Annotated in this window: 24 protein-coding genes; 20 read left to right on the top strand and 4 right to left on the bottom strand. The window is 65.9% G+C overall.

All coding sequences use genetic code 11. The features are described 5' to 3' along the window. The first annotated feature begins 8 nt into the window (after positions 1 to 8). From folB to BH95_RS15765, 12 genes are all read left to right on the top strand, one after another. The gene (gene folB / locus BH95_RS15820; RefSeq protein WP_026347421.1) at positions 9 to 371 is read left to right on the top strand and encodes a dihydroneopterin aldolase; all 363 of its coding nucleotides are present in this window, start codon (positions 9 to 11) and stop codon (positions 369 to 371) included. Next, positions 368 to 904, top strand: a complete 537-nt coding sequence (gene folK / locus BH95_RS15815) for a 2-amino-4-hydroxy-6-hydroxymethyldihydropteridine diphosphokinase (protein WP_019663058.1) — start codon at positions 368 to 370, stop codon at positions 902 to 904. The genes folB and folK overlap by 4 nt, the downstream gene beginning before the upstream one ends. 19 nt (positions 905 to 923) lie before the next feature. Then, positions 924 to 1,388, top strand: a complete 465-nt coding sequence (locus BH95_RS15810; protein WP_179275297.1) for a DUF3180 domain-containing protein — start codon at positions 924 to 926, stop codon at positions 1,386 to 1,388. A gap of 104 nt (positions 1,389 to 1,492) precedes the next feature. Continuing rightward, positions 1,493 to 2,743 (top strand): DUF6779 domain-containing protein, encoded by a 1,251-nt coding sequence (locus BH95_RS15805; RefSeq protein ID WP_052060066.1) that lies wholly within the window; start codon positions 1,493 to 1,495, stop codon positions 2,741 to 2,743. Positions 2,744 to 2,865: 122 nt separating this feature from the next. After that, positions 2,866 to 3,780, top strand: coding sequence for a Rossmann-like and DUF2520 domain-containing protein (locus BH95_RS15800; RefSeq protein ID WP_019663061.1), 915 nt, complete (start codon positions 2,866 to 2,868; stop codon positions 3,778 to 3,780). After that, complete coding sequence (gene panC, locus BH95_RS15795; RefSeq protein ID WP_037183057.1) at positions 3,777 to 4,772, top strand: pantoate--beta-alanine ligase; 996 nt, start codon at positions 3,777 to 3,779, stop codon at positions 4,770 to 4,772. Before BH95_RS15800 ends, panC begins: the two co-directional genes overlap by 4 nt. A 4-nt stretch (positions 4,773 to 4,776) precedes the next feature. Further along, a complete protein-coding gene (panD, locus tag BH95_RS15790; protein ID WP_019663063.1) occupies positions 4,777 to 5,208 on the top strand; it encodes an aspartate 1-decarboxylase in 432 nt (143 codons plus the stop codon). A gap of 2 nt (positions 5,209 to 5,210) precedes the next feature. Beyond that, entirely contained in the window at positions 5,211 to 6,011 is an 801-nt protein-coding gene (locus BH95_RS15785) for a type III pantothenate kinase (protein WP_019663064.1), read from the top strand. 114 nt (positions 6,012 to 6,125) lie between these two features. After that, complete coding sequence (locus BH95_RS15780) at positions 6,126 to 6,761, top strand: cysteine dioxygenase (protein ID WP_094709823.1); 636 nt, start codon at positions 6,126 to 6,128, stop codon at positions 6,759 to 6,761. Then, positions 6,758 to 7,186, top strand: a complete 429-nt coding sequence (locus BH95_RS15775) for a rhodanese-like domain-containing protein (protein WP_019663066.1) — start codon at positions 6,758 to 6,760, stop codon at positions 7,184 to 7,186. The genes BH95_RS15780 and BH95_RS15775 overlap by 4 nt, the downstream gene beginning before the upstream one ends. Positions 7,187 to 7,225: 39 nt before the next feature. After that, positions 7,226 to 8,776 carry a lysine--tRNA ligase gene (gene lysS, locus BH95_RS15770; protein ID WP_019663067.1) on the top strand — a complete coding sequence of 517 codons (1,551 nt, stop codon included), beginning with the start codon at positions 7,226 to 7,228 and terminating at the stop codon, positions 8,774 to 8,776. 294 nt (positions 8,777 to 9,070) lie between these two features. Continuing rightward, the gene (locus BH95_RS15765; RefSeq protein WP_019663068.1) at positions 9,071 to 11,611 is read left to right on the top strand and encodes an ATP-dependent Clp protease ATP-binding subunit; all 2,541 of its coding nucleotides are present in this window, start codon (positions 9,071 to 9,073) and stop codon (positions 11,609 to 11,611) included. Positions 11,612 to 11,770: 159 nt separating this feature from the next. Here BH95_RS15765 and BH95_RS15760 read toward each other — a convergent pair whose 3' ends face one another. Next, positions 11,771 to 12,946: a lipase family protein gene (locus tag BH95_RS15760; protein WP_244164984.1), complete on the bottom strand. Its 1,176-nt coding sequence runs from the start codon at positions 12,944 to 12,946 to the stop codon at positions 11,771 to 11,773. Between the two features lie 135 nt (positions 12,947 to 13,081). On the opposite strand from BH95_RS15760, the gene BH95_RS15755 reads away from it, so the two are divergent. The 4 genes from BH95_RS15755 (at position 13,082) to BH95_RS15740 (ending at position 19,167) form a co-directional block, all read left to right on the top strand. Further along, positions 13,082 to 14,653 carry an MFS transporter gene (locus BH95_RS15755; RefSeq protein WP_037183049.1) on the top strand — a complete coding sequence of 524 codons (1,572 nt, stop codon included), beginning with the start codon at positions 13,082 to 13,084 and terminating at the stop codon, positions 14,651 to 14,653. A gap of 66 nt (positions 14,654 to 14,719) precedes the next feature. Next, complete coding sequence (locus BH95_RS15750; RefSeq protein ID WP_037183047.1) at positions 14,720 to 15,157, top strand: OsmC family protein; 438 nt, start codon at positions 14,720 to 14,722, stop codon at positions 15,155 to 15,157. Positions 15,158 to 15,376: 219 nt separating this feature from the next. Beyond that, positions 15,377 to 17,719 (top strand): putative bifunctional diguanylate cyclase/phosphodiesterase, encoded by a 2,343-nt coding sequence (locus BH95_RS15745; RefSeq protein ID WP_230594317.1) that lies wholly within the window; start codon positions 15,377 to 15,379, stop codon positions 17,717 to 17,719. Positions 17,720 to 17,748: 29 nt separating this feature from the next. Beyond that, a complete protein-coding gene (locus tag BH95_RS15740; RefSeq protein ID WP_019663073.1) occupies positions 17,749 to 19,167 on the top strand; it encodes a sensor domain-containing diguanylate cyclase in 1,419 nt (472 codons plus the stop codon). Here BH95_RS15740 and mhuD read toward each other — a convergent pair. Further along, entirely contained in the window at positions 19,120 to 19,428 is a 309-nt protein-coding gene (gene mhuD / locus BH95_RS15735) for a mycobilin-forming heme oxygenase MhuD (protein WP_019663074.1), read from the bottom strand. The genes BH95_RS15740 and mhuD overlap by 48 nt on opposite strands. A gap of 36 nt (positions 19,429 to 19,464) precedes the next feature. On the opposite strand from mhuD, the gene BH95_RS15730 reads away from it, so the two are divergent. Continuing rightward, on the top strand, positions 19,465 to 20,202 hold the full coding sequence (locus tag BH95_RS15730) for an alpha/beta fold hydrolase (RefSeq protein WP_020110912.1): 738 nt from the start codon (positions 19,465 to 19,467) through the stop codon (positions 20,200 to 20,202). 5 nt (positions 20,203 to 20,207) lie between these two features. After that, positions 20,208 to 21,014 carry an alpha/beta fold hydrolase gene (locus BH95_RS15725; protein WP_019663076.1) on the top strand — a complete coding sequence of 269 codons (807 nt, stop codon included), beginning with the start codon at positions 20,208 to 20,210 and terminating at the stop codon, positions 21,012 to 21,014. Here BH95_RS15725 and BH95_RS15720 read toward each other — a convergent pair whose 3' ends face one another. Next, the gene (locus BH95_RS15720; protein WP_020110911.1) at positions 21,015 to 21,890 is read right to left on the bottom strand and encodes an A/G-specific adenine glycosylase; all 876 of its coding nucleotides are present in this window, start codon (positions 21,888 to 21,890) and stop codon (positions 21,015 to 21,017) included. It lies immediately after the preceding gene. Between the two features lie 104 nt (positions 21,891 to 21,994). Here BH95_RS15720 and BH95_RS15715 point away from each other — a divergent pair, with 104 nt between their 5' ends. Next, a complete protein-coding gene (locus tag BH95_RS15715) occupies positions 21,995 to 22,618 on the top strand; it encodes a carbonic anhydrase (RefSeq protein WP_019663078.1) in 624 nt (207 codons plus the stop codon). 77 nt (positions 22,619 to 22,695) lie between these two features. Beyond that, the gene (locus BH95_RS15710) at positions 22,696 to 23,436 is read left to right on the top strand and encodes a hypothetical protein (protein ID WP_020110910.1); all 741 of its coding nucleotides are present in this window, start codon (positions 22,696 to 22,698) and stop codon (positions 23,434 to 23,436) included. Between the two features lie 3 nt (positions 23,437 to 23,439). Here BH95_RS15710 and disA read toward each other — a convergent pair whose 3' ends face one another. Next, entirely contained in the window at positions 23,440 to 24,537 is a 1,098-nt protein-coding gene (disA, locus tag BH95_RS15705; RefSeq protein WP_019663080.1) for a DNA integrity scanning diadenylate cyclase DisA, read from the bottom strand. Between the last annotated feature and the right edge of the window lie 42 nt (positions 24,538 to 24,579).

The raw sequence follows: 24,579 nt of genomic DNA, 5'->3' as shown, positions 1-24,579 counted from the left end.
AGCATCGGGTGAGCGACCGAATCGAGTTGCGCGGGTTGAAGGTTCGCGGACACCACGGAGTCTTCGACTTCGAGAAGCGCGACGGCCAGGACTTCGTCGTGGACATCACCGTCTGGATGGATCTGAAGCCGGCTGCCGCGTCCGACGACCTGACGGCAACGTTGCATTACGGCGAACTGGCCGAGGCCGCCGCCGCCATCGTGGCGGGCCCGCCCCGGGACCTGATCGAAACGGTTGCCGCCGAGATCGCAGATTCGGTCATGACCGATACCCGGGTCGACGCCGTCGAAGTGGTATTGCACAAGCCGTCGGCTCCGATTCCTCTGGAATTCGTCGATGTCGCCGTCGTCGCCCACCGAGTGCGCTCATGACGCAGGTCGTACTGTCGATCGGCAGCAACGTCGGTGATTCGCTCGCACACCTGCGGTCCGTCACCGACGATCTCGGACCGCGAGTGCGAGCGGTGTCGAAGGTCTACGTGTCAGCGCCGTGGGGTGGCATCGAACAGCAGGATTTTCTGAACGCGATCGTCGTCGCCGACGACCCGGAGCGCGGACCGTACGAGTGGCTGGAGTTCGCCAGGGAACGCGAAGCGAACGCCGAGCGGGTTCGTGAGGTGCGGTGGGGCCCTCGCAGCCTCGACGTGGACATCGTGGTGTGCCGATCGGATGCCGGCCAGGACGTCGTCGGAACCGATCCGCAGTTGTTGCTGCCGCATCCCCGTGCCCACGAGCGCGCGTTCGTCCTGCTCCCGTGGCTCGACGTGGAGCCCGACGCCACCCTCGCGGTCGGCACGGACGCCAGGCGCGTCGACGACTGGCTCGCGACGTTGAGCGCCGAGGAACGCAGTGGCGTCCGGGCGACCGACATGACACCCGTCTCCGCAGAAGAGCGTCGAGAGTAGACGCGCGCGGATGACCGAGATGAAACCGACACGGGTACGAGACCTCGTCTCCATCGCGCTGTTCGCAGCCGTCGCGATGTGGCTGCTGGTCAGGTCGTTCTACGGGATGCTTCCGCCGATGTCGGTGCTCGTCGGCGCATCGCTGTACCCGATCGCCATCGGTGAGCTGATCTTCGCGTTCGTGCTGCGGTCGCGAGTGGGGACCAGCCGGATCGGCGACGGACCACGCCACGTTCACCCCATCACGGCCGCTCGGGCCCTGGCCCTGGCGAAAGCGTCGGCGCTGGTGGGGTCGGCCGTGACGGGTATCTGGGCCGGTTTTCTCGTTCACATCCTGCCCCAGGCGTCGACCGTGCGAGCCGCGGCCGCCGACAGGCCGGGAGCCATCGTCGGGCTGCTTGCCGGTCTCGCTCTCGTCGGTGCCGCACTGTGGCTCGAACAGTGCTGTCGCACACCGGAGGATCGCGGAGACGATCCGCGCTGACTCGCGTGGGTCCCGTCACGTGGCCGAACCACCCAGCAGGCGCTGTGGCGATCCACAACCGAGGTTGACCGGTTCGTGGCGATTTGCCAGCTACCCTGGTTGCCATGACCGAACCGACTCGCGCAAAGGCCGCACGCCGTTCGCGGCGCAGTGCGAGCCAGTTGTTCATAGCCGCGTTGGTCGTCTTCGGAGTCGCGGCGAGTGTGCTGCTGCTGTTCAGCGAGAACGTCCAATGGTTGCGGGTGGGCCTCGTCTCCGCGTTGTGGGCGGCGATCGTGGGCGCGTTCGCGATGACGAAGTATCGACGCGAGGCCGCGGCGGATCAGACGAAGGCCAAGGACCTGCAAACGGTGTACGAGCTGCAACTCGCGCGGGAGATCTCCGCCCGGCGTGAGTACGAGCTGGGTGTCGAGGCGCGTGTGCGCAGCGAAGTGCAGCTCGAGACCAGTGAGGTCGCGGCCCTGCGGGCGGAACTCGCGCACCTGCGGGAGAACCTGCAGATGTTGTTCGACGGCAATCTCCCCACCGAGCGGGTAGCCCTCCGCGCCGAGGCGACGCGGGTGGCCGAGCTCGGCGGAGGCCGCAACTACGACGGGTACCAACCAGCGCCGTCGGGGTTGTACATCCCCGGGCGTACCGGTGCCAACGAGCCCGACTCGGCGCTCAGGGATCCGCGAGGCCAGCGGCCGAGCGCCCCGGTCTCGCCGGTTCAAGGAATCGCCAACCCGTACGACGAACCCGTGACCGCGGAAACATCGGTGCTCTACCCCGACGTGCCGATCGGCAGCGAGGTACCACTCGGCTACACGCACGCTCCCACCTCCCCAGCTGCCGCGCCCCAGGCGTCCGGCGATGGAACTTCCGGTGGTGGAACTTCCGGTGGTGGAAGCCCGGTACAGCCCCGGCGAGGTGACGCGCGGGCTCCCGGCGGTGGCCGACGGGTCCCGACGCCTCCCCGCGCCTCCGCTGCGCCGTCGGCGTACCCGGAGCCATCCCCCGAAGTACCAGTCGAAGCCGAGTACGCAGACGTGGTGCACGACTCGCCGGCCGAGGTCGTTCCCGAGCCACAGTCGCAGCCCGAGCCCGAGCCCGAGCCCCAGCCCGAAGTTCGGCAGCATTCCGAGCCCGAGCCGCAGCCCGAGGTTCGGCAGGATCCCGAGCCCGAGAGCCCGTCCCAACATTGGGATCTTCCGGATCCCGAGCCGCGGTCACGGCGTCGGCGCCGGGCGGAACCCGAGGACGGGGACACCGCCGGAGCGCACTCCAACGGTCGTTCCGTCGCGGAGATCATGGCAGGACTGCAGTCGGGTTCCGGTGAGCCCACCGAACGCAGGCACCGTCGTCGCGCCGACTGACGCGATCGTGAACTAGATCACGTTGATGCGCCGTGGCCGGTGCCTGCCTGTGAGGCTATTCTCTTGGACAGGACGTCTGGTACCCGCCGAGCGGGACTGGAACGAACGAGAGGAAGTAATCGGTGACCTCATCCGAGTTCACTGCTGATCCCGCACCTGCGCGTTTGGCGGTCGGCATCGTGTCGGCAGGTCGCGTCGGCACAGCTCTCGGCGAAGCTCTCGAGCGCGTCGGACACGTCGTCGTCGCCTGCTCTGCCGTGTCCGAGGATTCGGTGCATCGTGCGCGCACACGCCTTCCGGACACGCAGATACTGCCGGTCGACGAGGTCGCCACCCGCGCCGAGTTGCTGATCCTCGCGGTCCCCGATTCCGAACTCGCCTCGCTTGCAACGGGTCTGGCGGCAACGGGCGTCGTGGCGCCGGGCAAGCTCGTCGTGCACACTTCCGGCGCCAACGGTGTGGGCATTCTGTCGCCGCTGTCCGCTCGGGGTGCCGTGCCGCTGGCGATCCATCCGGCGATGACCTTTTCCGGACTCGCCGAGGACACGGATCGACTGGCCTCGGCGTGTTTCGGCATCACTGCGGCCGACGAGATCGGTTACGCCGTCGCGCAGGCGCTGGTGCTCGAATTGGGCGGAGAACCGGTGCACGTCGCGGAGACGGAGCGAGCGCTGTATCACGCCGCTCTGGCGCACGGATCCAATCATCTCGTCACCCTCGTCGCCGACGCCGTCGAGGCTCTGCACGTTGCTCTCGACGGCCCGGGATTTCCCGGCATGGACACCGAACCCGGTGTGCCGCAGCGTGTTCTTGCGCCGTTGCTGAATGCTGCGCTCGAGAATGCGCTTCGACGTGGACAGTCTGCGTTGACGGGGCCGGTCGCCCGCGGGGATCTGAGCGCAGTGCAGAAACATCTGAGTGTGCTGCGGGAGGTGGACCCGCGGATTGCCGAAGGGTACCGAGCCCTGTCGCTGCGGTCCGCGCAGAGAATCGGCGCACCCGCGCCACTGGTCGAGTTTCTGGAAGGCGAACGATGACACTGGCAGGTAGCTACAAGGCCGGGGAACTCACGGTCCACCACGATCCCGCCGTGATCACCTCGGTGTCCAAAGCTCTTCGCGCAGTGGGCAAAACTGTGTCTCTCGTGCCGACGATGGGTGCGTTGCACGCAGGTCACATCCACCTCGTCCGGCAGGCCAAGCTCACCGGAGCTGTCGTCATCGTGTCGATCTTCGTCAATCCTCTGCAGTTCGGGGCAGGGGAGGACCTGGACGCCTACCCGCGCACGCTCGACGCCGACGTCGAACTGCTTCGTGGGGAAGGGGTCGAGCTGGTGTTCGCGCCCTCCGCGTCGGACATGTACCCGGCCGGTCCGCGCACCACCGTGCATCCAGGCCCGCTCGGGGCGGAGCTGGAAGGCGCTTCCCGGCCCACACATTTCGCGGGCATGCTCACCGTGGTCGCGAAGTTGCTGCAGATCGCGTCGCCGCACGCGGCGTACTTCGGCGAGAAGGACTATCAGCAGCTCACTCTGATCCGTCAGATGGTTCGCGATCTGAACTTCGACGTCAAGATCTACGGCGTGCCGACGGTCCGCGAGCAGGACGGGCTCGCACTGTCCTCCCGCAATCGGTACCTCGACTCCGCGCAGCGAGACGCCGCGATGGTTCTCTCGGCCGCTCTGGTAGCCGGAGCGCACGCAGCGGCAGGTGGTGTGTCGGCGATCCTGTCGACCGCGCGGGGTGTGCTGGACTCGGTCCCCGGGGTCGACGTGGACTACCTCGAGGTCCGCGGCGTGGACCTCGGGCCGGCCCCGGAACGAGGAGACGGGCGACTCCTCGTCGCCGCCAGAATCGGAACCACCCGCCTCATCGACAACGTCGGGGTGGCCGTGGGCACCGGCTTCCTCGAAGCAGGAGTGGAGCCTGCGGAACGACTCGGTAATGCAGGAGTGGAGCCTGCGGAACGACTCGATAAAGCAGGAGTGGAGCCTGCGCAGGCGAACGAATTTACCAAAGCTGAAGGGTGACAACATGTTTCGCACAATGATGAAGTCCAAGATCCACCGCGCCACCGTCACGCATGCCGACCTGCACTACGTTGGCTCGGTCACGGTGGATCTGGATCTGATGGAGGCTGCCGATCTGCTGGAAGGGGAGCAGGTCACCATCGTCGACATCGACAACGGTGCGCGCCTCGAGACGTATGTGATCACCGGTGAGCGGGGCAGTGGCGTCATCGGAATCAACGGTGCGGCAGCTCATCTCGTCAACCCCGGTGATCTGGTCATTCTGATCGCCTATGGAGTGATGAACGAGCAGGAGTGCAAGGACTACGCGCCGCGAGTGGTGTTCGTCGACGACAAGAACGCTCCGGTGGAGTTGGGCTCCGATCCTGCCCACGCGCCCGAGGGGTCCGGTCTGATCACTCCACGCACGCTGCGCGCCGACTCCGTGCTGGTCTAGCTGTGCTGCTCGCAGTCGACGTTCGCAATACCTCGACGACGCTCGGATTGTTCAGCGGAAGTGGTGATCACGCGACGCTGCACCGAGACTGGCGGGTGCGGACCGACCCCAACGTCACCGCCGACGAGCTGGCGTTGATGCTTCGTGGGCTGATCGGGCCCGATGCCGAGCAGATCACGGGAGTGTCGGCGTTGTCGACCGTGCCCTCGGTGCTGCGTGAGACGCGCACGATGCTGGCCCGATACTGGAAGCATGTGCCGCACGTGGTGGTGGAACCCGGTGTGCGCACGGGAGTTCCGTTGCTGGTCGACAATCCCAAGGAGGTGGGTGCGGACCGCATCGTGAACACGCTTGCCGCGCATGATTTGTACGGGAGTGCCTGCATCGTGGTGGATTTCGGCACCACGACGTGCGTCGACGTGGTCTCGGCCAAGGGTGAGTTCCTCGGCGGCGCCATCGCACCGGGCCTGGAGATCTCGACGGCGGCGATGTCGTCACGTTCCGCGGCGTTGCGTGAGGTGGAATTGCTGCGACCGCGTTCCGTCGTCGGCAAGAACACCGTCGAGTGCATGCAGGCCGGGGCGGTCTTCGGGTTCGCGGGCCTGGTCGACGGCCTGGTGAATCGGGTCCGGCGCGAACTGCCGGAGTTCGGGGGCAAGGACGTCGCCGTCATCGGGACGGGTGAGAGTGCGCCGCTCATCATGGCGGAAAGTGCGTCCGTCGAGCACCACGAGCCGGATCTGACGCTCGAGGGCCTGCGTCTGGTGTTCGAGCGAAACCTGGCGAAAAGACGGACCCGCTAGCGCAACTGGAACGGTTGTGTAAGAATCGTCGTCGTGATGATGTGCATGGGACCCCAGGAGTGTTGTCGAGGCTGACCGCTGCCTCGTTCAATTACCTATCCTGGAGAAGTTTCCATGCTTTCCACACCTGTCTTTTCTGGATCTCTGTCGTCCACTTCTGCGCCCAATCTGACGCTTCCGACTCGGTTGCGGCCTCACGACCTGCTGCGGATCACCGATCAGGGTGCGTCCGACGTCCTCGAAGGACGCTTCGACCACCTGCTGCCCGCCGGTGGCAACTGGCCCACCGGTGAGCGCTGGTCGACGCGGTTGCACGCCGACGACGACCTGGATGTCTGGTTGATCAGCTGGGTACCGGACCGCTCCACCGAGCTGCACGATCACGCCGGATCGCTCGGTGCACTCACAGTGCTGAGCGGATCGCTCGTCGAATACCGTTGGGCGGGAGACGGACTGAAGCGTCGTCGACTCGACGCCGGGGATCAGGCGTCCTTCCCGCTCGGATGGGTACACGACGTCATGCGCGCACCCGCATCGATCACCGGGCAGGAGCGGAGCCTGCGGAGTGACCCGATCACTGGGCAGGAGCGGAGCCTGCGGAGTGACTCGACAACTCCTCACCCGACACTGAGTGTCCACGCCTATTCACCGCCGCTGACCGCGATGTCCTACTACGAAGTGACCGACAAGTCGGCACTCCGACGAACCCGCACCGAGCTGACCGATGAGCCCGAAGGACCTTCGAAATGAGCAAGACCGTCGTCCAGATGCTCGACGAAGCACGGACTCGAATCGACCGGATGACCGTCTTCGAACTGCGTGACGCCGTCGAACGCGGCGCGATCGTCGTCGACATCCGTCCGCAGGCCCAACGGGCCGTCGAAGGGACGCTGCCCGGCGCGCTGGCCATCGAACGCAACGTGCTCGAGTGGCGTCTGGATCCCACCAGCGACGCTCGGTTGGTCGCGGCGGTGGATCACGACGTCGAGTGGATCGTGATCTGCTCCGAGGGGTACACGTCTTCCCTGGCTGCAGCGTCGCTGCAGGAGTTGGGGTTGCACAAGGCGACCGACCTCGTCGGTGGCTACCAAGCGCTCAAGTCCGCTGGACTGCTCGGTGTTCTGACGAAGGCGCGGCACTGCGTCCGTGAAGCAGAAGCCGTCACGGCGCACTGATTCTGTCTTTGTCGCACGCGCCGGATAAAGTGTGCTTCCGTGACTGACGCAGCTTCCCCCACCGCCGCCGTTCCAGAATCGTCGGACGCCCAAGAGCTGTCGGACACTCCGGAACAGCTTCGGATTCGTCGTGCCAAGCGGGACCGTCTGCTCGAGCAGGGGCAAGAGGCGTATCCCGTGTCCGTGGACCGCACGCATTCGCTGCTGGAGATCAGGGAGCAGTTCCCGAGCCTCGATGCCGATACCGCTACGGGTGAGCTCGTCGGCGTCGCCGGACGCGTCATCTTCGTCCGCAACACAGGAAAGCTTTGTTTCGCGACGCTGCAGGAGGGCGACGGCACCCAGCTCCAGGCGATGATCAGCCTCGCCGGAGTCGGGGAGGACGCGCTGGCAGCGTGGAAGTCGGACGTCGACCTCGGTGACTTCGTGTTCGTGCACGGCGAGGTCATCTCGAGTCGCCGCGGCGAGCTCAGCGTCATGGCCGACAAGTGGCAGATCGCGTCGAAGGCATTGCGTCCGTTGCCGGTTGCGCACAAGGAATTGAACGAGGAAACGCGCATCCGTCAGCGTTACCTGGATTTGATCACTCGCCCCGAGGCTCGTGAGGTCGCGCGCAAGCGCATCGCCGTCGTGCGTGAGCTTCGCACTGCACTCGAGCGCCGCGGCTTTCTCGAGGTCGAGACGCCCATGCTGCAGACGCTGCACGGTGGCGCGGCTGCACGCCCGTTCGTCACGCACTCCAATGCGCTGGACGCGGACCTGTACCTGAGGATCGCGCCGGAGCTGTTCCTGAAGCGCTGCGTCGTCGGCGGTATCGAGAAGGTCTTCGAGATCAACCGCAACTTCCGTAACGAAGGCGCGGATTCGTCGCACTCACCGGAGTTCGCGATGCTCGAGACGTACGAGGCGTACGGGACGTACGACGATTCCGCACGGATGACGCGTGAGTTGATCCAGGAAGTCGCGCAGGCCGCCCTCGGCACACAGATCGTGCTGCTCCCCGACGGCACCACGTACGACTTGAGTGGCGAGTGGACGACGCTCGAGATGTACCCGTCGCTCTCGGAGTCCATCGGAGTCACCGTCACCCCGGACACGACTGTCGACGAGCTGCTCGCGCTCGCCGAGAAGGTCGGGCTCGAGGTTCCTCGCAAGGACGGCAAGCCCATCTACGGCCACGGGAAGCTCGTCGAGGAACTGTGGGAGCACCAGGTCGGCGACGGCCTGTCCGCGCCCACGTTCGTTCGTGACTTCCCGGTGGAGACGTCGCCGCTGACTCGCCAGCATCGCAGCAAGCCGGGCGTCACCGAGAAGTGGGATCTCTACGTCCGCGGCTTCGAACTGGCCACGGGGTACTCCGAGCTCGTCGACCCGGTGATCCAGCGTGAGCGTTTCGAGGATCAGGCCCGTCAGGCTGCCGCCGGCGACGACGAGGCGATGGTGCTCGACGAGGACTTCCTGGCGGCGATGGAGCAGGGCATGCCGCCCACCACGGGCACGGGCATGGGAATCGACCGGCTCCTGATGGCGCTGACCGGCCTCGGCATTCGGGAGACCATCCTGTTTCCCATCGTGAAACCGCAGGGCTGAGTCCCTCGGCTGTTCGCCAGCAGCGGACAGATAATCGGAAACGAATACGCATCGGCCCGCGTTAAGAACTGTAAGCAGGCACTTCAGTCACCCACAGCAACGCCGAGCGTTGATCCGAGGGGACCGAGGGTCGGCGAGTGAACGACCGGCCAACTACAGTGAGGCTGGAGGCGTAGACGTCGTAGTTGTCGTCGTCGAGCGCCTCCGATGCCGAGCGACCCCGTGTACTGGATACTGTGGTGCTAGAAGACCTGGTGGGAAGTGCTACCTCCCACCGAGAAGTGAGGGAGAGCGATGTTCGAGAGGTTCACCGATCGCGCGCGGCGTGTTGTCGTCCTGGCTCAAGAAGAAGCCCGGATGCTCAACCACAACTACATCGGCACGGAGCACATCCTGCTCGGGCTCATCCACGAGGGTGAGGGCGTAGCGGCGAAGTCTCTGGAGTCGTTGGGTATCTCCCTTGAAGGAGTCCGCAGCCAGGTCGAGGAAATCATCGGTCAGGGCCAGCAGGCTCCGTCCGGTCATATTCCGTTCACCCCGCGCGCCAAGAAAGTCCTCGAGCTCAGCCTGCGTGAGGCTCTGCAGCTCGGTCACAACTACATCGGTACCGAGCACATTCTGCTCGGGCTGATCCGCGAGGGTGAAGGCGTCGCCGCCCAGGTTCTGGTCAAGCTCGGTGCCGACCTCAACCGCGTGCGTCAGCAGGTCATCCAGCTACTGTCCGGCTACCAGGGCAAGGAGCCGTCGGAGTCCGGCAGCAGCCGCGGCGAGGCCGGTACGCCGTCCACGTCGCTGGTGCTCGACCAGTTCGGGCGCAACCTGACCCAGGCTGCACTCGAAGGCAAGCTCGACCCCGTCATCGGCCGCGCGAAGGAAATCGAGCGCGTCATGCAGGTCCTGAGCCGCCGTACCAAGAACAACCCTGTTCTGATCGGTGAGCCCGGTGTCGGTAAGACCGCTGTCGTCGAGGGGCTCGCGCAAGCAATCGTCAACGGCGAGGTCCCCGAGACCTTGAAGGACAAGCAGCTCTACACCCTCGACCTCGGGTCGCTGGTTGCAGGCAGCCGTTACCGCGGTGACTTCGAGGAGCGCCTGAAGAAGGTTCTCAAGGAGATCAACACTCGCGGCGACATCATCCTGTTCATCGACGAGCTGCACACGCTCGTCGGCGCAGGTGCCGCCGAGGGCGCTATCGACGCGGCCTCCATCCTCAAGCCCAAGCTTGCTCGTGGCGAGCTGCAGACCATCGGTGCAACCACCCTCGACGAGTACCGCAAGTACATCGAGAAGGACGCTGCTCTCGAGCGGCGGTTCCAGCCCGTCCAGGTCGGCGAGCCCACCGTCGAGCACACCATCGAGATTCTCAAGGGTCTGCGCGATCGTTACGAGGCACACCACCGTGTCTCGATCACCGACGGTGCACTCGTCGCGGCAGCAACTCTGGCGGACCGGTACATCAACGACCGATTCCTGCCGGACAAGGCAATCGACCTCATCGACGAAGCGGGCGCGCGGATGCGCATCCGCCGGATGACCGCGCCGCCGGACCTGCGCGAGTTCGACGACAAGATCGCCGACGCGCGTCGCGAAAAGGAATCCGCGATCGACGCGCAGGACTTCGAGAAGGCCGCGAACCTGCGCGACAAGGAAAAGCAGCTGGTTCAGCAGCGTGCCGAGCGCGAGAAGCAGTGGCGTTCCGGTGACCTCGACGTCATCGCCGAGGTCGACGACGAGCAGATCGCCGAGGTCCTCGGAAACTGGACCGGTATCCCCGTCTTCAAGCTCACCGAGGAGGAGACCACCCGTCTGCTCCGTATGGAGGACGAGCTGCACAAGCGGATCATCGGGCAGGTCGAGGCCGTCAAGGCCGTCTCCAAGGCCATCCGCCGTACGCGTGCGGGTCTGAAGGACCCCAAGCGTCCGTCCGGCTCGTTCATCTTCGCCGGCCCGTCCGGTGTCGGTAAGACCGAGCTGTCCAAGGCACTGGCGAACTTCCTGTTCGGCGAGGACGACGCGCTCATCCAGATCGACATGGGCGAGTTCCACGACCGCTTCACCGCGTCGCGTCTGTTCGGTGCTCCTCCCGGATACGTCGGATACGAAGAGGGCGGCCAGCTCACCGAGAAGGTCCGCCGCAAGCCGTTCTCCGTCGTGCTGTTCGACGAGATCGAGAAGGCACACCAGGAGATCTACAACACCCTCCTGCAGGTGCTCGAAGACGGCCGTCTCACCGACGGCCAGGGACGCACGGTCGACTTCAAGAACACCGTGCTCATCTTCACCTCGAACCTCGGTACCTCGGACATCTCGAAGGCAGTCGGTCTCGGCTTCTCCTCGGGTGAAGGCACCGGCTCGAACTACGAGCGCATGAAGCTGAAGGTCAACGACGAGCTGAAGAAGCACTTCCGCCCGGAGTTCCTGAACCGTATCGACGACATCGTCGTGTTCCACCAGCTCACCCAGGACGAGATCATCCAGATGGTCGATCTCATGCTCAACCGCGTCGAGGGGGCGCTGAAGAACAAGGACATGGCCATCGAGGTCACCGAGAAGGCGAAGTCCCTCCTCGCCAAGCGTGGATTCGATCCGGTTCTGGGTGCGCGGCCGCTGCGTCGCACCATCCAGCGCGAGATCGAGGATCAGCTGTCGGAGAAGATCCTCTTCGGCGAGATCGAGCCCGGACAGATCGTCCTGGTCGACGTCGAGAACTGGGACGGCGAAGGCGCAGGCGAGGACGCGAAGTTCACGTTCCGCGGCGAGAAGAAGGCCATCACCGTTCCCGACGAGGTTCCGGTCGACCTGGCCAAGGCCGCTGGCGACAGCGACAGCGAGTAGTCGGGTAGTTCCACCACAGCGGGCCGCATCCCTCACGGGGTGCGGCCCGCTCTGCTGCGTAGGGGTGTTCAGCTGCCTGCCTCGCCGGGGGTGTGAACACGTCGGGCAGCCGGCATCGATGCCGGGGGTGGGCCGGGCTGGGCCTGGGGTGGGCCGGGATCAGCGCGCGAGGAGGCCCGCAATCCAGGGCATGACGTCGCCATAGGCGATCAATCCACCGGGGGCGTGGTTGACGCCGGGAACCGGGACGCGGGGGATCGGGTACTCGATGTAGGTGAGGTCGGTGAATCCGGCTGCTGTCCAGCGATCTCGGAGTGTCCGGCTCTGCTGGATCGGCACGGTGTCGTCGGCGACGGATTGCGACAGAAGAACCGGGGCGCTCGGCATTCCGTATCCGACGGTGTTCGCGCGCATCAGCGATGCCGCGGGCTCCTCGGCGAGCCGTGCTGCGAGGGATCGGCCGTCGGAGGTGAGGTCGGTCGATCGCAGGAGCCGGTTGGCGGCTATATCGGTCGAGCACCAGTTCTGTGACTCGTCGAGCAGGGCCTGACCGTTCGAATTGAATTGTGAGCGAAGTCGTTCGGCGTCGTCAGGGTGCGCGTTGATCAGCCCGCCGACAGCGTAGAGCAGTGCAGGAGCAAGCGGCGTGTTGTCGAGGTTGTCGATGTTGAGCGTCGGATCGGCCGGTGGCGCGCCGATGTACGAGCCGCGGACGTCGAGTTCCGGTGCGTACGACGCCGCCAGTTCTGCCGCGGCCCCCGCGGCGTGGCCGCCTTCGGAGTAGCCGAACAGGACGACAGGTGCGTCCGAGTCCCCGGCGCCGACGCGTGCGACGTCGAGCAGGGCGTGAGCTGCGTCGACTCGTTCGAGGTAGGTGTGCCCGCCCGGGGTTCCGAGGCCCACGTAGTCGGTGGCGGCGACGGAGTATCCGGCGAGGAGGAGTGGTAGGACAGCGGGGGAAGACCCGACGGTTCCCAGCACTGCCGAACCGGCGCATCGGTCGGCCATCCCGGATGTTCCCGGGGCGTAGGCGATGACGGGCCTCGGGCCTGGCCCCGGCCAGGGTGCGGTCGGTGTCATCGTGTAGCCGGAGACTACCGTCGGGTCGCCCTGAGTGTTCGTGGTGCGGTAAAGAATTCGGTCGATGTCCAGCCCGAGTCCGTCGCCGAGAGGTGGTCCGACGCGGATCGATCGCACGACATCGCCGTCTGCTCGCGCGGCGATGTCGGGTACGGGTGCGGAGTAGAAGTCGGTGAGCGGATCGGCCTGAGCAGGTGCCGCTCCCAACGAGGCCACGACGAGGGCGATGAGCACCGTGCACCGGATTCGAGTCACAGCCGTCACCGTAGTGCGGACAGACCGGGGTCGCAGGCCAACGACGCGCCCACTCTTGCGAGCGAGAGGGGGCGGCAGAACTTCGCACCCAACAGGTGAGGCGCAGTGTGCGGGCGATGCGCTTGACTGACGGTCGTGCCCCTCGACTCGAAGCCGGCCCGCGCCGGACTGGTGTTGTTCGTTCTGATCCTGGTCGCTGCGGTGGCGAATCTGAACCTTGCCGTAGCGAACGTGGCGCTGCCGGAGATCGGCCGGGACTTCGACGCGAGCCAGACGCAGCTCAACCTGATCGCCGTTGCCTATTCGCTCGGGTTGGCGGCGTCGGTGCTGTATCTGGGCGCGCTCGGTGACCGGTACGGCCGCAAGATGCTTCTGGTGCTGGGCATGGCGTTGTCGGTGCCTGCATGTGTGATCGCCGGATTCGCGCCGAACTTCGAGGTGCTGTTCGGCGCACGACTACTGGGAGGTGTGTCGGCGGGCCTGGCGTATCCGACGACGCTGGCGTTGATCACGGCGCTGTGGTCGGGGCCGGCGCGGACCAAGGCCATTGCACTGTGGTCTGCGCTGGGCGGTGCCCTGTCCGCACTGGGACCGCTGCTGTCGGGGGCGCTGCTCGAGAAGTTTCACTGGGGTGCAGTGTTTCTCGTGACGCTTCCGCTGGCCGGACTGGCGTTGCTGCTGGCTGCCGTGCTCGTACCGTCCCACGCCAACGAGACCACCGACCCGGTGGACAACCTCGGCGGCATGGTGTCCGTGGTGTTCATCGCGGCGCTCGTGCTGAGCATCAACTTCGCACCGGTCGACGGCAAAGGGACACTCGCGATCGGACTCGGGGCGATTGCCCTGGCGGCGGGTGCGGTGTTCGTGCTGCGGCAGGCACGTGCCGAGTTCCCGCTGTACGACCTGTCCATCGCTCGCCGCAAGACCTTCTGGGCGGCGGCGCTCGCGGGCATCATCGTCTTCGGTTCGCTGATGGGCGTCATCTTCGTCGGTCAGCAATTCCTGCAGAACGTGCTCGAGTACTCCACTCTGCAAGCCGGGGCGTCGACGCTTCCCGCGGCTGCCGCCATGGTTCTCGTCGCACCGCAGTCGGCGAAGTTGGTCGAGTCGAAGGGGTCGAGGTTCACGCTGCTGCTCGGCTACATGTTCATCGTTCTCGGTCTCGTCGTCGCGTGGGCTACCTGGAAGGAGAACGTCTCCTACCTGTTCGTCGCCCTGAGCTACGTGCTGCTCGGAATCGGCGTCGGGTTCGCCGGTACCCCGGCGTCGCGCTCGTTGACGGGGTCGGTGCCCGTCGATCGGGCAGGAATGGCGTCGGGAACGGCGGATCTGCAGCGCGATCTGGGCGGCGCGATCATGCAGTCGACGCTCGGGGCCCTGCTGACGGCGGGATATGCAGCGTCGTTGACGTCCGCGATCGCGAATTCGCCGCAGGCGAGCCAGGTCGGTACCGAGACTCAGTCGATCCTGACGAAGTCCTTTTCGTCCGCGGCCGACATGGCCGAGCGGTATCCGCAGTACGGCGATCAGATCATCGACGCCGCGAGGCAGGCGTTTCTCGACGGTGATCAACGGTCGTATGCGGCCGCGATCGCGGTGGTGGTCGTCGGAGCAGTCCTCGTGTTCTTCGCATTCCCTCGTCATGACGAGGAGAAAAGGCTTCTGGCGCACTATCATTCCCAGGACAGCAGGAGTCTGCCGGATTGAATCGCTAACCTTCGAGTATGCGGCCCTGTCGTCCGGCCGGGCGCATGTCGAGAGGAGTCAGACGCTATGCCCATACGTACATCGCGCACTGCATGGAACGGAACTCTGGAAGCCGGTTCGGGTCAGGTGGAACTCACCAGTTCCGGCGCAGCAACGTTCGACGTCTCGTTTCCCAAGCGTGCTGCCGAGAACGCCGACGGCACCACCAGTCCGGAAGAGCTGATCGCTGCGGCGCACTCGTCGTGCTACGCGATGCAGCTGTCCGCCCTCATCGCGGAGGCAGGTGGCACGCCGCAGAGTCTCGAGGTCAAGGCCGAGGTCTCTCTCGGACCGGACGACCCAGGGTTCAAGCTGACGGGGATCGCGCTGACCGTTCGCGGTGAGGTCGACGGCCTCGACGCCGAGGGCTTCGCGAAGGCAGCGCAGGCCGCGAAGGAGACATGCCCGGTCAGCAAGGCTCTCACCGGTGTGGAGATCACCCTCGACGCAGCGCTCGAGTCCTGACGGCCGACCACCGAAGAAAACGGGCTGATCGCCCGAAATTGTGACCTGTCACTGAAGAAGTGAGGGAGGCTAGATAACCTTTCAACCGTCGTGTCTGAGATCCTGGACAAGTCGAGCAATCCGAACGGCAAACGGCATCGAATGCAGTTCTTACGCCTGACGCGATTCGAACAAACGGACACGACGGTGGTTGGGACCCGGAAAGGACTCACTCGGGGCATGAGGTGGTCGAGCTTCCTGTCGGTAGGGCTGGTGGGTACCGGCGTCTACTTGTGGCTGCCGAGCGGATTGCCCAGGATCTCGGTGTACGCGCTGATCACCGCCGCCTGCGTCGTGACGTTCGCCTGCGTCAGCAAGCACCGGAGCCTCGCCAACCGACCCACGTGGTTCTTCCTGCTGATGGGCCTCGTGGCGTGGGGCCTCGGCGATCTGATCACCGCGGTGTATCTACTGGGCGACACAACCGTGCCGATGGTCTCGCCGGCCGACGCCGCCTACCTTCTCGGGCACGCTGCGTTCATCGTCGGTGTGCTTCTGATCCACGACGACAACGGCCATCGCGTTCTCCGGTTGGAGGACGCACTGGAGGGCTCGATCGTTGCCACCGGCGTCGGGCTGGCTGCGTGGATCTTCGTCGTCGGCAGCCGCCCGGACATCTCCCTCGGGTTCGATGCGTTCTCCGAGTACTGGCCTGTGGTGGTCTACACCACCGCAGACGGCTTCGTCGTCTCGTTGCTCGTCATCCTCCTGTTGTCCAAGCGTGCACGAACATTGCCGTTCACGATGACGGCGGCGGGTTTCGTGACGTTCGCGGTGTCGGCGTGGATCAATTTCCTCGCCGTCGAGCGGTTCGAATTCCGCGACACGAGCGTGGTCAGCGCGGGATGGCTCATCGGCTACATCCTTCTGACGGCGGCGACCCTGTATCCGCCACAAAAACTCTGGACCGTGCCCGACGAGAAGCCGAGACGGGTCGTCGAACGCACTCGGCTCGCTGGGCTCAGTGCAGGCATTCTGCTGTCTCCCGTCGTGATGGGCATCGAACTCGTACGCGGCGTGCCGGTCTCCGAATGGGGCTGGGTCGTGTTCGGGTCGTCGGTTCTTGCCGTCGTACTGGTCGCGGCGCGGATGGCATGTTTTCTGGCGGCGCTGCGCCGACAGGCCGAAGCGTTGTCCATCGCCGCGGTGTCGGACCCGGTGACGGGGCTGGCCAACCGACGCCACCTCGAAGAACTTCTCGACCGCTCCCTCGCCGACGCCGGTGCCTGTGGTGTCGTCGTGTTCGTCGTCGACGTCGACCGCTTCGCGCAGATCAACGAGACCTTCGGCTATCCGGTCGGGGATCGCGTGCTCCGTGAGATCGGGCAGAGGTTGTCGGCGGCAGCGGCGAGCGATTCCGTCGTCGGGCGTCTCGGCGGTGACCAGTTCGTGGTGTCCCTGGCCGCGGACCGGTTGGTCGTCTCCACGTCGGTAGCTGCGGATCATTTTCGCAGCGCAGTCAGCGAGACCATGTTCGTCCGCGACATCAATGTGGCTCTGGACGCGACGGTCGGCGTCGTGGAGTCCTCGAAGCTTGCCGTCGTCGACGCCGAGGCCCTCCTGCAGCACGCCCACGTCGCGCTCACCTTCGCCAAGCACGGCCACGAACGCTCGTCGCTGTACAGCCCGGCTATGGACTCCGACCGCCACGATCAGATGCGACTGCTCGGGGAACTCGAAACCGCCATCCGCGAACGGCAACTGCGGGTGTTCTTCCAGCCGTGCATGGATCTGAAGACGGGCCGGATCTCGGGAGTCGAAGCACTGTTGCGGTGGCAGCATCCACGCGAGGGCCTCATTTCGCCCTGGTCGTTCCTCCCTGACGCGGAACGCTCGGGTCTGCTCCCTTCGATCACCGCCTACGTCCTCGACGATGCGCTGGAATGCTGCAGCACCCTCCGCCGAAATCGGTCGGACTTCCGCGTGTCCGTCAACCTCTCGGTCCGCAACCTGCTGGACGCCACCTTGGTGGAGAACGTGGCCACCGCCCTGCAATCCCACCGTGTCCCTGCATCGGCGGTGCAGTTCGAGGTCACCGAGACCACGGCCATGACCGACCCCCGTCGTTCCGTCGATTCGCTCGTCGCGCTCCGGGATCTGGGCGTCTCGCTCGCCATCGACGATTACGGCACCGGCTACAGCTCGTTGGCCTACCTGAGATCCTTGCCGGTCCAGACCCTGAAGATCGACAAGTCGTTCGTCACGGCCATGAACAGTCAACCGACCAATGCGTCGATCGTGCGGTCGACCATCGATCTCGGCCGGAGCCTGGGCATGACCGTCGTCGCGGAGGGCGTCGAGGACGCCAAGACTCTCGACCGCCTGCGCGCACTCGGGTGTGACGGTGCACAAGGGTTCCACATCGGTCATCCGGTCCCCGAGGAAGAACTGGAGACCTCGATCGATCGAATCGAGAGCCTCGTCGGGGCCGGCCGACCGAGCCCCGAATCGCACCCGTCACTGCCCTCGTCATCGGCTTCTCATGGTGCGAAAGCCGTCGGATCGGCAGCGAATCGAAACTGAACATCGAGGAGCCACAGGTCCCGGACTGGGTGGCAGAATTCGCCGCGATTGCCGAACGTTCGCCCGACGCGATGTACCTGCGGGGCGCGGACGGTCATGTGGCGTACGCCAATTCGGCCGCCCAGGGGCTCGTCGGGGCCGGGGCGGCCGGCATCGAGTTCAGGGAATCGCTGCGTGTCGCAGGAGATGTCGACCCAGTCCTGCGGGCACTCGGTGCAGGTGGCGTCTGGACCGGAGACAGTGTCCTGCGGCACGTGCGTTCGGGCGCCGACATCCCTGTCTGGGTATCGGCGTTCGTCGTCACGGGACGACATGCTCGCACGCCTGTCGTGGCCGTCGTCGCACGCGACCTTCGCGGACGGTTCGACGTCGAGTGCCGCCTGCGCGAAGCCGTCGCGGACGCCGCTGCCCACGCGCGTGAGCAGCGGACGGTCGCCGACCTGAGTCGAACTGCGTTGACTGCCGGTCGGTCTCGTATTCTCGCCGAGGCGACCGACGCTGCTGCGGCGCTCGCCGGGATGGACTGTGCCGTCGTCTTCGAGCCGAGCGCTCCGGATCGCTCCGAACTGTTGGCCGTGTCCTACTCCGGTCCCAGCGCCCCGCCGTCCGCAATTCCGTTGTCGCGCTTGTCGCATGCTGGACTCGCGTTGCGCTCCGACGCTCCGGTCACGTGCGCGGACCGGGACACCGAAACGAGATTCCCGACGGATTTCATGGTGGCACGAGGCGTGCGCAGCGGCGCCGCCGTGGTCATCGAAGGATCGGATGAGCCGTGGGGAGTGCTCGCGGTGTACAGCGCGGAGTCAGGGGAATTCAGCGACGGAGAGCTGGCCTACCTGCAGACGGTCGCAGGTGTGGTGTCCGCGGCGATGCGCAGGCAGGACCTGGAGACGGAACTGCGTCGTCGGATAGCGCACGATCCGTTGACCGGTCTGGCCAACAGGGTGCTGGTGCGTCAGCGCATCGCAGACGTGAGGGTCCACGGGAACCCTTGTCCGATAGCGGTTCTGGTGGTCGACCTGGACAACTTCAAGATGATCAACGACACCCTCGGTCACGCGGTGGGTGACCGGGCGCTCCAGTTCGTGGCGACTCTCCTGGCAGATGCCGTCGACCAGGGCGACATCGTGTCGCGGTTCGGCGGCGACGAGTTCGTCGTCCTGCACCTTGGACCCGATCCTGTGGGTGTGGCGATGCGCATTCTCGAGGGACTCGCAGTGTCGTTCGGAATCGACGGCTTCGACATCACCGTCGCGGCCAGCATCGGCATCGCGGTGGACGAGAACTACACCGCCGATGCCGACGACCTGTTCCGGCGCGCCGACTCGGCGATGTACACCGCGAAGAAATCACGAACGACGGGGTACGCGGTGCACGGACACTCGGACCCGCGGCACGGCTCAGCGCCCCGGAGTCACATCCAGCACGACCTCGAATTCGAGCAGTGACGCCCCCGAGGCGACCGGCTTCGCGCGTTCACCGGAATGAGCGGCCCTGGCAGGTCCCGACGCCCACTGCTGGAAGGCCTCTTCGGTCTCCCACTGCGTGACGACGAAGTAGCGGTCCTCGCCTTTGGTGGGGCGGAGAAGTTGGAAACCGAGGAAGCCGGGTGAACCCTCGACGGCACCTGCTCGTGCAGCGAAGCGCTTCTCCAGCTCGGGGCCAGCGCCCTCGGGAACCTCGATTGCGTTGATCTTGACGACAGCCATGACGCCAGATTACCTGCGCGGCTACCATCGTCCTCGATGCTGCACGACGAGGGTGGAGACGGCCCGCCGATCCTGCTGCTGCACGGGCTCATGGGCAGCTCCGGGACGTGGCGGCGCGCCCTTCCCTGGCTGCGCACCCTCGGCCACGTCCATACGTACGACGCTCCGGGCCACCGGCGTCCGCCGCCCTCGACATTGACCACCGAAGCCTTCGTCGAGGATCTGGCGGCGCATGCCGAGACGCTGGGCGGGGCGGCGGTGATCGGCCACTCGATGGGCTCCCTGCACGGATGGTGCCTGGCCGCTGCCCGTCCGGAACTGGTGACGGCCCTCGTCGTCGAGGACATCGCGCCGGACTTCCGTGGCAGGACGGCCGACGCCTGGGCCGCGATGATCAGGAACTGGCCGCAGCCGTTTCCGACGGAGGCCGCCGTCCTCGACTACTTCGGGGAGGTGGCGGGCCGATACTTCCTGGATTCGTTCACCCGACGGGAGGACGGGTGGTACCTGCACGGTGAGGTTTCGACGTTCGAGGCCATCTCGTCGGAATGGGGAAGGCGGGACTTCTGGGCGGAATGGGAAGCCGTCGACGTGCCGTCGTTGCTTCTCGAAGGTGAGTTCGGGATCACACCCGACGGGCAGATGGCGGAGATGCACGCGCGGAACCCGAAGTCCGAGTACGTGTTCGTGCCCGGCGCGGCCCATCTGATCCACGACGAGTCCCCGCAGATCTACCAGGAGGCGGTGACGAGCTTCCTGACCGCACTACGATGACGCGAATGTCGTCGGCGAAGCTCAACGGAATCGAAATCGACTACGAGGTCACGGGCTCCGGCCCCCTCGTGGTCCTGGTGATGGGAACCGGCAGCCCGGGGCGAGTGTGGAAGGCGCATCAGGTGCCCGCGCTGGTGACGGCCGGTTTTCGGGTCGTCACGTTCGACAACCGGGGTGTTTCGCCGTCGTTCGAGGCCGGCCGGTCCATGATGCTCGACGACCTCGTCGCCGACACGGCCGCGCTGATCGAGCATCTCGGTGGCATGCGAGCACGCGTCGTCGGTACGTCGATGGGGGCGCGCGTCACGCAGGAACTCGCGCTCGCCCGCCCCGACCTCGTCTCCCACGCCGTGATGATGGCGACGTACGGGCGGTCGTCGACGATGCAGAAGGCGTGGTCGCAGGCCGAACGCGATCTGTACGACGCCGGGATCACGCTCCCCGCGTCCTACCGTGCGGCGATGACCGCGATGAACAACTTCTCGCCCGCAACGCTGCGGAACGAGCAAGCGATCGCGGATTGGCTTGCCGTGCTGGAATTCTCGGGTGGGCAGCCGACTGCGGGCCGACGCGCACAGATCGGTCTGGAGATGCGCGCGGGCACCGAGCGGCTGACGGCGTATCGCAAGATCACCGCGAAGTCGCTGGTCATCGGATTCGCCGACGACCGATTGATCCCGGCGCACCTCAGCCGTGAAGTCGCACAGGCAATTCCGGGAGCGCGCTACGAGGAGATCCCGGACACCGGGCATTTCGGCTACCTCGAACGGCCGGACGTCGTCAACAAGGTCCTGGCGGACTTCCTGCGCTGATCAGCCCTCGCCCGCCAGACAGAACAGACCGGACTCGGTCTGCTCGACCAGACCGTCGAGCAGCAGCGAATCCAGCGCCCTGTCGCGCTGACCGGGATCGGTGAGCCACACGATGTCCAACTGCGCCCGTTCCACCGGGCCGGGACTCTCCCGCAGCACGGACATCAGCTTTCCGCGCACCTGTCGATCGGTGCCGGCGAACTTCTGCACCTTCTTGACCGGACCTGTGTACGCCGGTCTCCCCGCGTCGATCCACGAGCACTTCGGCAGCGGACACAACAGGCAGGCCGGGTTCTTCGCCGTGCAGATCAACGCGCCGAGTTCCATCAACGCCGCCGAGTACCGCGCCGCGCGAGCCTTCGGGCGGGGGAGCAGGGCGTCCACGTCCGCGAGATCACGCGTCGTCGACGGATTCCCCGGCTCCGCCTCGCCGTGCACAGCACGGGCGACGACACGACGAACATTGGTGTCGACGACCGGAACTCGCCGACCGTAGGCGAAACAGGCCACCGCACGCGCGGTGTACGCGCCGATGCCGGGCAACCCCAGGAGAGTGTCGACGTCGTCGGGCACCACGTCACCGTGCTCGGATGCCAGGACCGACGCGCATTCGTGCAACCGCAGAGCCCGACGCGGATAGCCGAGCTTGCCCCAGGCCCGCAGAACCTCGGCCTGCGACGACGCCGCCATCTTCGACGGAACGGGCCACTTCCGAACCCACTCCTCCCAGATCGGAGCCACGCGAGAGACCGGTGTCTGCTGGAGCATGATCTCGCTCATCAGTATCTGCCAGGCAGTCACTCCGGGCCGACGCCACGGCAGATCCCGCTCCTCGGCATCGAACCAGCTCAGCAACGCTGCCGTATCGATGGGCACGTGTCCTCAACAGCCTTTCGTCCGCGCGACGGTCCGGTGGCCGTCCGGGACCGGCGAGGGAACCTGACTCGCCGGTAATCGTCGACCCATGCACAATGACTTACATGCCTGCCTCCAACCCAGCATCAGCATGGAAGTCTCTCAAAGAGGGTAACCAGCGTTTCGTCGCCGGCGCCCCCCTGCATCCCAGTCAGGGTATCGAGGACCGCACCAGACTCGCCGACGGCCAGAGCCCCCGCGCAATTCTGTTCGGTTGCGCGGACTCTCGCGTCGCCGCCGAGATCATCTTCGATCAGGGCCTCGGGGACATGTTCGTCGTGCGCACCGCCGGCCACACCGTCGACTCGTCCGTGCTCGGCTCGATCGAATACGGCGTAGCCGTGCTCGGTGCGCACCTCATCGTCGTCCTCGGACACGACAAGTGCGGCGCCGTCAGGGCCACCACGGACGCACTCGATTCCGGCGACATCCCCGGCGGCTACATCCGCGACGTCGTCGAACGCGTCACCCCGTCGGTCCTGTCGGCCAGGCGCGACGGCTACACCGACGTCGACGATTTCATGGCCCGCCACGTCGAGGAAACGGGCAACCTGCTCATGCAGCGCTCCCGAATCATCGCGGAGAAAGTCGAATCGGGTGATGCCGCCATCGTCGGATTGACCTACAAGTTGTCCGAGGGAAGTGCGCGATTGCGAGAGGTCATCGGCGACATCGGCGAGAAGCCCTGACGTAAATACCCAGGTCCGACGCGACACGCCGTATGTGCTTGCGGGATGGCTGAGCTACCGCCAATTACGGTAGTTCTGTGTTGCAACCAACCGGGCCGCTGCCTCCCGAAATCTATTGGCGTCGTCGCGCACTCGCCATCGGTGCTGCCGTCGTCGTGCTCGGTTTGATCGTGTGGTTCATCAGCTCGCTCGGTGGCGGTGAGGACGATCAGCAGACCCAACCGGCGGGTGTCGTGTCGAGCGCAAGCCCCTCGACCACGGCCCCGTCGTCGACGAGTTCTCAGCAGCAGGCGTCCGCATCGGACGGCGGCTCGGGTGGGTCCGGCGGTTCGGGAGGATCCGGTGGCTCCGGCGGCGGCGCTCCCGCGTCGTCGGGAGCCTCGGGAACCTCCGCTGCTCCCGCTGCGGATCTCCCGGTGGCCTCCAACCAGTGCGCGGATCAGAGTCTCGCGATCAAGGCGACGCCGGACAAGGCGACGTACCGAGTCGGCGAAGAGCCAGGATTCACCGTCGTCATCACCAACATCAGCTCGACGGAATGCCAACGTGACGTCGGTGCCGGTCTGCAGCAGGCTCTGGTGTTCACCCTCGACGATCAGCGAATCTGGTCCAACACCGACTGCTTCCCGGACGCCCAGTCGGACCTGCGGTCCTTCAAGCCGGGTGAGCAGGCAGGGTTCACGGTCAAGTGGTCGGGAACCAACTCGGTTCCCGGTTGCGGTGAAGAACGCGTCCCCGTCGGCGCCGGTTCCTACAAGGTGATCGCCCAGCTCGGTGAACTGCGCAGCTCGCCGGAACCGTTCAACATCACCACCTAGACGTCAGTCGAACGGCCCCGCGATGGACGATTCGGCCAGGCGCGACAGGCCTTCTCGGATGTGCCGGGCCCAGAGGCCGCCGATGCCCTCGACCGATTGCAGGTCGGCGGCGGTGGCCGCGAGAAGCCCCTGCAGAGTGCCGAAGGATGCGACCAGACGGTGGATCTGGCTGAACTGCAGACGCGGTACCCGCGTCAGTACCCGGTAGCCGCGCGGGCTCATCGGAGTGTCGAGGGCCTCGATCGTCGCGGGATAGCCGAACGCACGCGCCAACGTCGTCAGGTCGAGAAGGTCGACGTCGGTCAGCTTGTCCAGAGCGCCGAGCGCACGCTCGACCGCTGCCGTGCCCGCAGGTTCCGTGCCTGCCAGGTAGTCCCGGACGACGAGTTGACGGTCGATGTCGTTGTCGCCGAGCAGCTCCTCCAGCTGCAGCGCCAATTGCCTTCCGTCCGTGCCGAGTTCGAGAACGTTCTGTTCGATCTCCACCGACACGCGTCGCACCATCTCGAGCCGCTGCGCGACGGTCAACGCGTCCCGCAGGGTCACGAAATCCTCGATCTCGACGACCGACAGTTGCCGGGTGTTGTCGTCGAGACGCGCTTTGTAGCGTTCGAGAGTCGCGACGGCCTGGTTGGCGCGCGATTGAATCGTCGCGGAACCTTCGACGACATGCCGGATACCGGCGACGTAGACGCTGACGATGCTCATCGACTGGCTGACGGAGACGACCGGGTAGCCGGTCTGCATCGCGGTCCGTTCCGCTGCGCGGTGCCGCGTACCGGATTCCACGGTGGGGATCTTGTGGTCGGGCACCAGCTGAACGTTGGACCGCACGATCCGCTTGCCGTCGGTCGACAACACGACGGCGCCGTCCATCTTCGACAGTTCTCGCAGTCTCGTCGGGGCGAACTCGACGTCCAACTCGAATCCGCCGTCGCAGATGGCTTCCACTTCGTCGTCGTAGCCGAGCACGATCAACCCGCCGGTACGGCCTCGCAGGATGCGCTCGAGCCCGTCACGGAGAGCAGTGCCGGGGGCAAGGCGGGCAATGGTCTCCCGGAGAACAGGGGACGTCGGCTCGCCGCGTGTCGAGTCGGTCATGCTCATCCCCTCGTCGATGTCGGCGTTCACGGATGCAGGGGT

The organism is Rhodococcoides fascians A44A, from assembly GCF_000760735.1.
In the GTDB taxonomy this organism is placed as follows: domain Bacteria; phylum Actinomycetota; class Actinomycetes; order Mycobacteriales; family Mycobacteriaceae; genus Rhodococcoides; species Rhodococcoides fascians_E.
This window is presented reverse-complemented; position numbering and strand designations above follow the sequence as displayed.

Excerpts from the sequence above, each read along its gene's own strand:
- folK (WP_019663058.1), top strand. The coding sequence starts at position 368 with ATGACGCAGGTCGTACTGTCGATCGGCAGCAACGTCGGTGATTCGCTC.
- BH95_RS15810 (WP_179275297.1), top strand. The coding sequence starts at position 924 with ATGAAACCGACACGGGTACGAGACCTCGTCTCCATCGCGCTGTTCGCA.
- BH95_RS15805 (WP_052060066.1), top strand. The coding sequence starts at position 1,493 with ATGACCGAACCGACTCGCGCAAAGGCCGCACGCCGTTCGCGGCGCAGT.
- panC (WP_037183057.1), top strand. The coding sequence starts at position 3,777 with ATGACACTGGCAGGTAGCTACAAGGCCGGGGAACTCACGGTCCACCAC.
- panD (WP_019663063.1), top strand. The coding sequence starts at position 4,777 with ATGTTTCGCACAATGATGAAGTCCAAGATCCACCGCGCCACCGTCACG.
- BH95_RS15780 (WP_094709823.1), top strand. The coding sequence starts at position 6,126 with ATGCTTTCCACACCTGTCTTTTCTGGATCTCTGTCGTCCACTTCTGCG.
- BH95_RS15775 (WP_019663066.1), top strand. The coding sequence starts at position 6,758 with ATGAGCAAGACCGTCGTCCAGATGCTCGACGAAGCACGGACTCGAATC.
- BH95_RS15765 (WP_019663068.1), top strand. The coding sequence starts at position 9,071 with ATGTTCGAGAGGTTCACCGATCGCGCGCGGCGTGTTGTCGTCCTGGCT.
- BH95_RS15750 (WP_037183047.1), top strand. The coding sequence starts at position 14,720 with ATGCCCATACGTACATCGCGCACTGCATGGAACGGAACTCTGGAAGCC.
- BH95_RS15745 (WP_230594317.1), top strand. The coding sequence starts at position 15,377 with ATGAGGTGGTCGAGCTTCCTGTCGGTAGGGCTGGTGGGTACCGGCGTC.
- mhuD (WP_019663074.1), bottom strand. The coding sequence starts at position 19,428 with ATGGCTGTCGTCAAGATCAACGCAATCGAGGTTCCCGAGGGCGCTGGC.
- BH95_RS15730 (WP_020110912.1), top strand. The coding sequence starts at position 19,465 with ATGCTGCACGACGAGGGTGGAGACGGCCCGCCGATCCTGCTGCTGCAC.
- BH95_RS15725 (WP_019663076.1), top strand. The coding sequence starts at position 20,208 with ATGTCGTCGGCGAAGCTCAACGGAATCGAAATCGACTACGAGGTCACG.
- BH95_RS15715 (WP_019663078.1), top strand. The coding sequence starts at position 21,995 with ATGCCTGCCTCCAACCCAGCATCAGCATGGAAGTCTCTCAAAGAGGGT.
- disA (WP_019663080.1), bottom strand. The coding sequence starts at position 24,537 with ATGACCGACTCGACACGCGGCGAGCCGACGTCCCCTGTTCTCCGGGAG.